General features: G+C 71.5%; 1 protein-coding gene and 2 pseudogenes. All 3 read left to right on the forward strand.

The window, feature by feature from the left end; all coding sequences use genetic code 11:
• Positions 1–88 precede the first annotated feature (88 nt).
• A pseudogene (gene rho, locus Q6969_RS14725) lies at positions 89–1,438 on the forward strand (transcription termination factor Rho); the annotation flags it as partial.
• 3 nt (positions 1,439–1,441) lie between these two features.
• A complete protein-coding gene (prfA, locus tag Q6969_RS14730; RefSeq protein WP_317231116.1) occupies positions 1,442–2,521 on the forward strand; it encodes a peptide chain release factor 1 in 1,080 nt (359 codons plus the stop codon).
• Between the two features lie 123 nt (positions 2,522–2,644).
• Positions 2,645–2,774: pseudogene (locus Q6969_RS14735) on the forward strand (peptide chain release factor N(5)-glutamine methyltransferase); the annotation flags it as partial.

Genomic DNA, 2,774 nt, shown 5'->3' on the forward strand with positions numbered 1-2,774 from the left:
AACAACGGATGGCGCTCACTTTCGCAGGGGATTCGGCGGGCGCGGCGGGGCCGCGGGGCGGGGGCTAAAGTAGCGCAGTTTCCCCCGCCAGAACGGCCGCGGCCAGGGCGACCGCACGCAGGACGTGCGCGCCGACCAGGCCCGCGCCGACCTCGGCCGCGACGACGACCGGGGCGGCCGCAGCCGCTACCGCGACCGCAAGCGCGGCCGCGGCCAGGGCGGCGACGACTTCGAGCCCGAGGTCACCGAGGACGACGTGCTCCTGCCCGTCGCCGGCATCCTCGACGTGCTCGACAACTACGCGTTCGTCCGCACGTCCGGCTACCTGCCCGGCACCAACGACGTGTACGTCTCGCTCGGCCAGGTCAAGAAGCACTCGCTGCGCAAGGGCGACGCCATCGTCGGCGCCATCCGCCAGCCGCGCGAGAACGACAGCCAGAGCCGCCAGAAGTACAACGCCATCGTGAAGATCGACTCGGTGAACGGCCTGCCGCCCGAGGAGGCCGCGAACCGCGTCGAGTTCGGCAAGCTCACGCCGCTGTACCCGCAGGACCGCCTCAGCCTCGAGACCGAGCCGGCCAAGCTGACGACGCGGATCATCGACCTCGTGTCGCCGATCGGAAAGGGCCAGCGCGGCCTCATCGTCTCCCCGCCCAAGGCCGGCAAGACGCTGGTCCTCCAGGCCATCGCGAACGCCATCGCCACGAACAACCCCGAGGTCCACCTCATGGTCGTCCTGGTCGACGAGCGTCCCGAGGAGGTCACCGACATGCAGCGCACGGTGAAGGGCGAGGTCATCGCCTCGACCTTCGACCGTCCCGCGGAGGACCACACCACGGTCGCGGAGCTCGCCATCGAGCGCGCGAAGCGCCTCGTCGAGCTCGGCCACGACGTGGTCGTCCTGCTCGACTCGATCACCCGCCTCGGCCGCGCCTACAACCTCGCGGCGCCGGCGTCGGGCCGCATCCTCTCGGGCGGCGTCGACTCGTCGGCGCTGTACCCGCCGAAGCGCTTCTTCGGGGCCGCGCGCAACATCGAGCACGGCGGATCGCTCACGATCCTCGCCACGGCGCTCGTGGAGACCGGATCCAAGATGGACGAGGTGATCTTCGAGGAGTTCAAGGGCACCGGCAACATGGAGCTCCGCCTCTCCCGCGCCCTCGCCGACAAGCGGATCTTCCCCGCCGTCGACGTTAACGCCTCCGGCACGCGCCGCGAGGAGATGCTCATGGGCGCCGACGAGGTCAAGGTCACCTGGAAGCTGCGCCGCGCCCTCGCCGGGCTCGAGCAGCAGCAGGCCCTCGAGATCGTCCTCAGCCGCCTGAAGGAGACGACGTCCAACGTCGAGTTCCTCATGAAGGTCCAGGCCTCCATGCCCAACACCGCCAACGGCGTGTCCCACCAGAGCCACGGGCACGGCGCGCACGAGAAGGGCTGACGCGTGTTCGAGTCCGTCGTCCAGCTGCTGGAGGAGCACGAGGAGCTCCAGCAGCAGCTCGGCGACCCCGAGCTGCACGCCGACGCCGCGCGCTCGCGCAAGGTCAACCGCCGCTACGCGGAGCTCAGCCGGATCGTCGCCGCCCACGCGGAGTGGACCCAGCTCGGCGACGACCTGGCCGCCGCGCGCGAGCTGGCCGAGGAGGACGCGGCGTTCGCCGACGAGATCCCCGGCCTGGAGGAGTCGCTCGACCAGGCGCAGGAGAGGCTCCGGCGTCTCCTGATCCCGCGCGACCCCGACGACGCCCGCGACGTGATCATGGAGATCAAGATGGGGGAGGGCGGCGCGGAGTCCGCGCTGTTCGCCGCCGACCTCCTCCGCATGTACCTCCACTACGCCGAGTCGCGCCGCTGGAAGACCGAGGTCCTCAGCCAGACGCAGAGCGACCTCGGCGGCTACAAGGACGTGCAGGTCGCCATCAAGGGCACCTCCGACGACCCCGCGCTCGGCGTGTGGGCGCACCTCAAGTACGAGGGTGGTGTCCACCGCGTGCAGCGCGTGCCGGCGACCGAGTCGCAGGGCCGCATCCACACCTCGGCCGCGGGAGTGCTCGTGATCCCCGAGGTGGAGGAGGTCGAGGAGGTCGCCATCGACCCCAACGACCTCAAGATCGACGTGTACCGCTCGTCGGGCCCCGGCGGGCAGTCGGTCAACACGACCGACTCCGCCGTCCGCATCACCCACCTGCCCACGGGCATCGTGGTCGCGATGCAGAACGAGAAGAGCCAGCTGCAGAACCGCGAGGCCGGAATGCGCGTGCTGCGTGCCCGCGTGCTCGCGAAGCAGCAGGAGGAGATCGACGCGGAGGCCTCGGCCGTGCGCCGCAGCCAGATCCGCACCATGGACCGGTCCGAGCGGATCCGCACGTACAACTTCCCGGAGAACCGCATCGCGGACCACCGCACGGGATACAAGGCGTACAACCTCGACGCCGTGATGGACGGAGCCCTCGACCCGGTCGTGGAGTCGTGCATCCTGGCCGACGAGGAGGCGCGCCTCGACGCGCTCGGGACGGACGCGTGACGGCCCGACCCGGCGTGGCGGGCTCCGCGTCGCGCGGATCCGCCGCCCTCGGCATCCGGGCGCGCGGCCCGCTCGCGCGTGCCTGACGGGGAGGGCGTCCCCTCGACCGTGGACGCCCTCCGCATGCGCGTCGGGCAGGCGCTGGCCGCGGCCGGCGTCGAGGACCCGGCGGTGGACGCGGAGCTCCTGATCGGCCACGTGCTCGGCCTCTCCCGCGGGGAGGTTCAGTCGCGCGCCATCACGCGCGCCTCCG

It is taken from the genome of Clavibacter sp. MX14-G9D, from assembly GCF_032917815.1.
Taxonomy (GTDB): Bacteria; Actinomycetota; Actinomycetes; order Actinomycetales; family Microbacteriaceae; genus Clavibacter; species Clavibacter michiganensis_K.